The following is a 6,814-nucleotide window of genomic DNA, read 5'->3' on the forward strand; positions in this document are numbered from 1 at the left end:
CCGGGGACTACTTCACTAGGGTATGGAGCCAACCGTGGGTATCCTCCACTGCGCCGCGCTGGATACCGGTGAGGCGCTCGCGCAGGGCCATGGTGATCTCCCCCGCTTCATTGCCATTGACCTGGAAGTCGGCAGAGTCTCCCAACACGTGACCCACCGGCGTAATAACCGCGGCAGTGCCACAAGCAAAGGCCTCTGACATAGCGCCGGATTCGGCATCGCGCTGCCACTCTTCTGTAGTAATGCGGCGCTCGGTGACCTCGTAGCCCAAATCCTGCGCTACCTGCAATAGGGATTCGCGGGTAATGCCGGGCAGCAAAGAGCCCGATAGTTCTGGTGTAACAATCTCCGCGCTATCACCAGAGCCATACACAAACATCAGGTTCATTCCGCCCATCTCCTCGATGTAGCGGCGCTCAATGGCATCCAACCAGACAACCTGGTCACACCCCTTTTCATCTGCCTGGGCCTGCGCCAAGAGCGAGCCTGCATAGTTGCCCGCAAACTTGGCCGCGCCGGTGCCGCCAGGGGCTGCGCGCACGTAGTCAGTGGATAGCCACACCGAAACCGGCTTGATTCCGCCGCTGAAGTAGGAACCCGCTGGGGAGGCAATGAGCACATAGCGGTAGGAATTGGCGGGGTGAACGCCCAAGGAGACCTCGGTGGAGATCATAAACGGGCGCAGGTACAGCGCTGCTTCCCCGCCGGCTTCTGGTACCCAGTCCTTATCCACCTCCACCAATTGGCGCAGGGACTCAATAAACTCCTCCTGCGGAAGCTCCGGCATAGCCAGGCGCTCAGCGGAGTTGATTAAGCGCTGTGCATTGTGGTCCGGCCGGAAAGTAGCGATAGAACCATCCGGCTGTCGGTAGGCCTTGATGCCCTCAAAGATCGCCTGGCCATAATGGAATACGTTGCTGGCCGGGTCCATACTCATCGGACCGTACGGACGCACCTGAGCATTGTGCCACCCCTTTTCTTCGGTCCAGTCAATGGTGACCATGTGGTCTGTAAAGTGCTTGCCAAAGCCGGGGTTGGCGAGGATGTCGCTCAAGTCTTCCGTGGACGTGGGGTTATCGGTACGAGTAATCGTGTAATCAAGCATGCCCACAATCTACCCCTTTATCTATAGCAAGGCAGGAATAAGTTCATCGCCGCGCGGTACAGTGGTGGGAAGATTGATAAGCCTTTCCACAAAGGAGGAGACAAATGGCACAGTCCGATCTACCAGCACGCGGCCACTTTCCCCAGGTAAAGCTGGGAAAGAAGGTTCCTAAGAAGGCGGAAGCTCTACTTATCGCCGCTTTCGAGGGCGAAGGCGGCCTAGAGCTGCCAGGCACCGATCTGCTTGGGGGCGCGGCGCTGCGCTCCACTTATGAAGCACTGGTGGCCGTAGGGGCCTCTGGCAAGGCCGGTGAGGTCACGCGCGTGCCGGCCCCATCCAAGGCGGGCGTAGCATCCATCATCGCCGTTGGCTTGGGCGATGCGGAAGAAGTTGACGATGAGACGCTGCGCCGCGCTGCCGGCCAAGCCGCCCGCTCTATCACCAAGGTGGGGGCCGTAGCCACCTCCCTGGGCGATTTTGGAATCACCCCAGTGGTAGAAGGCCTTATCCTCGGCGGCTATAAGTATTCTGGCCTGCGCTCCGAGTCGGCAACGGAGACCACCACCTACACCGTGGTGGCGGAGAAGTCCGCTCAAAAGGAGTTCGACAGCGCCAAAATTACCGCCGAGTCCGTCCTCATCGCCCGCGACCTCGTCAATACCCCTTCCAATCTGCTCTATCCAGAAACCTACGCGGCGTTCCTGTCTGCCCAAGCGGCAGAGGCCGGCCTTGAGGTAGAGGTCTTGGATGAAAAGGCGCTGGAAAAGCAGGGCTTTGGTGGCATCATGGCCGTCGGCCGCGGATCCGCCCGCCCGCCGCGCTTGGTCCGCTTGAGCTGGAAGCCGAAGAAAGCCAAGCGACACGTCGCTTTGGTGGGCAAGGGCATTACCTTTGATACCGGCGGAATTTCCCTGAAGCCGGGCGCCAAGATGTGGGACATGATTTCTGACATGGGCGGTTCCGCTGCAATGGCCGCTGCCATCATCGCTGCGGCAAAGCTGAACCTGAAGGTGGGCATCACCGCTACCCTGCCGCTGGCGGAAAACATGCCGGGCAGCGATGCTACCCGCCCGGGTGACGTCATCACCCACTACGGCGGCATTACCTCCGAGGTTCTCAACACTGACGCCGAGGGCCGCCTTGTGCTTGCCGACGCCATTGCGCGCGCCAGCGAGGACAACCCCGATTTCCTCATCGAAACGGCGACCTTGACCGGCGCCCAGATGGTCGCCTTGGGTGAGCGCACCGCCGGTGTGATGGGCTCGGAAGAATTCCGCGATCGCATGGCCGAGATCGGCCGCGAGGTGGGCGAGAAGGCTTGGGCCATGCCGCTCCTGGAAGAACACGAAGAATCAGTGAAATCTGCCAGCGCCGATATCCGCAATATCAACGCCAAGCGTGAGGGCGGCATGGAATACGCCGGCACCTACCTCCAGCACTTCGTGGGCGAGGGAATCGAATGGGCCCATATCGATGTGGCTGGCCCTTCCTTCAACACCACGGGCGCTTATGGATACACCCCAAAGATGGGCACCGGCGTGCCCACCCGCACGGTGGTTGCCGCCTTGCGCGAGATTGCTGAATTAAAGTAGCACCACAACAGGCTTAGTGCGTTTAGAATCCTAGAAGCATGAAGCCTGCTTTAATCATCGTTGACGTGCAACATGACTTCTGCCCCGGCGGCGCCTTAGGCACCGAGCGGGGCAACGAGGTCGCTGTAAAAATCGCTACCCTGCAACGGGATTACGAAACCGTCGTAGCCACGCAGGATTGGCACATCGATCCGGGTTCTCACTTTTCTACGGACCCGGATTTTGTCGATTCTTGGCCGGTGCACTGCGTAGCCGAGTCCCACGGGGCAGCCATGCATGAGGCCATCGGGCCGGCGCAAGCCTACTTCCGCAAGGGCGAATACACCGCCGCCTATTCCGGATTCGAGGGCGCTGCGAACGGCACCTTGCTCGCTGACTGGTTGCGCGAGCGCCACATAGACGCCGTGGATATCGTGGGCATTGCCACCGATCACTGCGTGCGTGCCACGGCTGCCGACGCCCTTAAAGAGGGCTTTACCGTCCGCGTATTGCGTGAGTATTGCTCCCCAGTGGACGAAGCACGCGGCGAAGCCGCGTTGCAAGAGTTAGCCGCTGCCGGCGCCACCATCTGCTAAACACATGAAGACGCCTACGACCCTCGAACCGAATGTGGTCCGAGGGCCGCTGACGTCTCTCTACAAGGTATTTCCATCTATCGGCTAAAGCAGCCGCCCTCTGGAAACGGGAGGGGTTCTCTCTATCTCTCTCGCATGCGCTCTCTCAAACGCATGATTTAAGTATGGGGTATCGAAATTGGATCCGGGTGTCAAGTACCTGAAAGTTTCCTGTTGGATTATGCCACCAAGGCTCCTACTACCTCACCTCGACAAATGCGTCTCCACCCAAACGGCGAAAGCCCTGCGCTACGCGAGACGATTGTTATAGGGTGATTTGCGTCCCCACGGGTGCCCGAGCACGGGCTGAGAGTGCGCTAAAGCTGCGCATAGACCGTTCGAACCTGTTTGGTTAATACCTACGAAGGAAGAGAGGAGCGCTTGCCATGACGGCTGCCCCAGAAAACCACCCTAAGCATTCCTATTCCCCCATTCACCACGACGGTCTAGAAGTTCCAGAGACCGAAATCCAACTAGATGATTCCCCGCAAGGCCCCAATGAGCCCTTCCGCGTCTACCGCACGCGTGGGCCAGAATGCGCACCTGAAGTGGGGCTACCGGCCTTGCGTAGCGAGTGGATTAGCGAGCGCGGAGATACCGAAGAATACGCCGGTCGCGGCCGCGATCTGGCCGACGATGGACGTGCCGCACAGCGCCGCGGGGCGTCTTCCCAAGAGTGGAAAGGCTCTAAGCGCACGCCGCTAAAGGCTCAGCCCGGGCGCCGCGTAACCCAAATGCACTACGCCCGCCAAGGAATCATCACCCGCGAAATGGAATTCGTAGCACTGCGTGAGCACTGCGATCCGGAATTCGTTCGTGCTGAGGTAGCTCGCGGCCGCGCCATTATCCCTAATAATGTCAACCACCCCGAGTCTGAGCCCATGATCATTGGGCGAAAATTTCTCACCAAAATCAACGCCAATATTGGCAACTCCGCGGTTACCTCCTCCATCGAGGAAGAAGTGTCCAAACTGCGCTGGGCTACCCAGTGGGGCGCGGACACCGTGATGGATCTTTCCACTGGTGACGATATCCACACCACCCGCGAGTGGATCCTCCGCAATTCCCCAGTTCCCATTGGCACCGTGCCTATTTACCAAGCATTGGAAAAGGTCAATGTGTGGCAGAGGATCTGAACTGGGAAATCTTCCGCGATACCGTCATCGAGCAATGCGAACAGGGTGTGGACTATATGACCATTCACGCCGGTGTGCTCTTGGCGTATGTACCGCTAGCAAGCAATCGCGTGACCGGCATTGTCAGCCGCGGTGGCTCCATCATGGCGGGATGGTGCCTTGCTCACCACAAAGAGTCATTTCTGTACGAGCACTTCGATGAGCTATGCGAGATTTTCGCTCAATACGATGTCGCATTTTCGCTTGGCGACGGCCTGCGCCCCGGCAGCCTTGCCGATGCCAACGACGCTGCCCAATTTGCAGAGCTAAAGACTATCGGCGAGCTTACCCGCCGCGCCTGGGAGTATGACGTCCAAGTCATGGTGGAAGGCCCCGGACACGTGCCGCTCAACATGATTCAAGAAAACAACGAACTCGAACAGGACTGGGCTTCAGATGCCCCCTTCTATACCCTCGGCCCTCTAGTTACCGATATCGCCCCTGGCTATGATCACATCACTTCCGCCATCGGTGCCGCCCATATCGCAATGGGTGGTACAGCCATGTTGTGCTATGTCACGCCGAAGGAGCACTTGGGACTGCCCAACCGCGATGATGTAAAAACTGGCGTCATTACTTATAAGATTGCGGCGCATTCAGCGGACGTTGCCAAGGGACATCCAGGCGCCCGCGCTTGGGACGATGCCATGAGCAAGGCCCGCTTTGAATTTCGCTGGAATGACCAATTTGCGCTCTCCCTCGACCCAGAGACCGCGCAGGCCTATCACGATGAAACGTTGCCTGCTGAGCCAGCAAAGACCGCACACTTTTGTTCCATGTGTGGGCCGAAGTTCTGCTCCATGCGCATTAGCCAAGACATCCGCGAGATGTTCGGCGGGCAAATGGCCGAGCTGGGCATGCCGACGCTGGGCGACCAGGTCCGCGCGGCAGCCCACGGCTCAGTACCAGAGGAAGGTATGCAGGAAAAATCCGCCGAATTCCGCCGCAACGGGTCTCAAATTTATTTACGCGAGGATGCTGACCTAGCTTAGCTCTCGCCCTGTATCGGGATTTTCGCCGCGCTCAAATCGGGCGCGGCGTTGCCTTTGCTCTTCCCTTTTGCGCAAGATGCGCTGCCTTTCCATGCGATCGCGCATGCGCTGCGGATAGCCGGTTTCTTCCACGTCATAAATATCGCAGCTCAAAAGTTTGGCCACCGCATCGATGCCTTTCGGCCCGCCAATACGGCGCCGGATAAAATCGCCGTTTTCATCCACAACAACAACGGACATCTCATTGACTACCGTTTCCGGCTCCACAAAGGCTTCTACAAAAGCCTTTCCGGCGGCCCACTGTTGCAGATCCTGCGCGTCTTCCGGGCGGACGGTCTCCCCCGGTCCGCGGGGTGGTCGCAGCGACGATCTGGACTTATTGCGGCGGAAAGGGTTGAACATAATTGCCTAGCTTACCCGGAAGGAGGGTAGTTACTAACCCCACATCTGCACGAGGGTGAGCATCACGCTGTAAGATTGTCGGGTAGCGATAGAACACTTCCAACTTTCGAGGAGTCTTATAACTCATGGCGAACTCCGTTGAGATGCCCGAGCTGGGCGAATCCGTAACCGAAGGCACCATCACGCAGTGGCTCAAGTCCGTCGGCGATACCGTCGAGGTAGACGAACCATTGCTCGAGGTCTCCACCGATAAGGTCGATACCGAAATCCCCTCCCCCGTAGCCGGCACCATTATTGAAATTAAGGCTGACGAGGATGACACCATCGAGGTTGGCGAGGTCATCGCCATCATCGGTGACGAGGATGAGGCAGGCTCCGCATCCAACGACTCCTCCGCTGATAAGGGCGAGGAAGAAGCAGAAGAAAAGAAGGAAGAGCCGAAGGCTGACTCCTCCAACGGCGGCTCCGGCGACGCAGCCGACGTGGAAATGCCAGAACTCGGCGAATCCGTCACCGAAGGCACCATCACCCAGTGGCTGAAGTCCGTCGGCGACACCGTCGAGGTAGACGAACCACTGCTCGAGGTCTCCACCGACAAGGTCGACACCGAAATTCCTTCCCCAGTAGCAGGCACCCTGGTAGAAATCCTCGCCGACGAGGACGACACCATCGAGGTCGGCGAAGTCATCGCCCGCATCGGTGACGAAAACGCCACCGCATCCTCCTCCGAGGCCAAGCCAGAGCCACAGGAAGAAAAGAAGGAAGAGCCGAAGGCCGAAGAAAAGGAAGAGGCGAAGGCTGACTCCTCCAACAGCGGCTCCGGCGACGCAGCCGACGTGGAAATGCCAGAACTCGGCGAATCCGTCACCGAAGGCACCATCACCCAGTGGCTGAAGTCCGTCGGCGACACCGTCGAGGTAGACGAACCACTGCT

The 6,814-nt window shown here is 58.8% G+C and carries 5 protein-coding genes, 1 pseudogene and 1 riboswitch; of the genes and pseudogenes, 4 read left to right on the top strand and 2 right to left on the bottom strand.

Features of this window, described 5'->3' with window-relative positions:
* Positions 1–7 precede the first annotated feature (7 nt).
* The gene (locus tag MHY22_RS08780; RefSeq protein WP_255718195.1) at positions 8–1,105 is read right to left on the bottom strand and encodes a branched-chain amino acid aminotransferase; all 1,098 of its coding nucleotides are present in this window, start codon (positions 1,103–1,105) and stop codon (positions 8–10) included.
* Between the two features lie 104 nt (positions 1,106–1,209).
* On the opposite strand from MHY22_RS08780, the gene MHY22_RS08785 reads away from it, so the two are divergent.
* The 3 genes and pseudogenes from MHY22_RS08785 (at position 1,210) to thiC (ending at position 5,478) form a co-directional block, all read left to right on the top strand.
* Positions 1,210–2,697, top strand: a complete 1,488-nt coding sequence (locus tag MHY22_RS08785) for a leucyl aminopeptidase (protein WP_239278975.1) — start codon at positions 1,210–1,212, stop codon at positions 2,695–2,697.
* Between the two features lie 38 nt (positions 2,698–2,735).
* Positions 2,736–3,272, top strand: a complete 537-nt coding sequence (locus tag MHY22_RS08790; protein WP_239278976.1) for an isochorismatase family protein — start codon at positions 2,736–2,738, stop codon at positions 3,270–3,272.
* 316 nt (positions 3,273–3,588) lie between these two features.
* Positions 3,589–3,699: riboswitch (TPP riboswitch) on the top strand.
* Positions 3,698–5,478 (top strand): annotated as a pseudogene (thiC, locus tag MHY22_RS08795) (phosphomethylpyrimidine synthase ThiC). It overlaps the preceding riboswitch by 2 nt.
* Here the strand turns inward: thiC and MHY22_RS08800 are convergent.
* A complete protein-coding gene (locus MHY22_RS08800) occupies positions 5,470–5,880 on the bottom strand; it encodes an oxidoreductase (protein ID WP_204608291.1) in 411 nt (136 codons plus the stop codon). The pseudogene thiC and the gene MHY22_RS08800 overlap by 9 nt on opposite strands.
* Before the next feature lie 125 nt (positions 5,881–6,005).
* Here MHY22_RS08800 and MHY22_RS08805 point away from each other — a divergent pair.
* The coding region (locus MHY22_RS08805; protein ID WP_304504388.1) for a biotin/lipoyl-containing protein at positions 6,006–6,814 on the top strand (809 nt) is incomplete at its 3' end.

The sequence above is a fragment of the Corynebacterium sp. ACRPO genome, assembly GCF_022347205.1.
GTDB lineage: Bacteria > Actinomycetota > Actinomycetes > Mycobacteriales > Mycobacteriaceae > Corynebacterium.

Excerpts from the sequence above, each read along its gene's own strand:
- MHY22_RS08780 (WP_255718195.1), bottom strand. The coding sequence starts at position 1,105 with ATGCTTGATTACACGATTACTCGTACCGATAACCCCACGTCCACGGAA.
- MHY22_RS08785 (WP_239278975.1), top strand. The coding sequence starts at position 1,210 with ATGGCACAGTCCGATCTACCAGCACGCGGCCACTTTCCCCAGGTAAAG.
- MHY22_RS08790 (WP_239278976.1), top strand. The coding sequence starts at position 2,736 with ATGAAGCCTGCTTTAATCATCGTTGACGTGCAACATGACTTCTGCCCC.
- MHY22_RS08800 (WP_204608291.1), bottom strand. The coding sequence starts at position 5,880 with ATGTTCAACCCTTTCCGCCGCAATAAGTCCAGATCGTCGCTGCGACCA.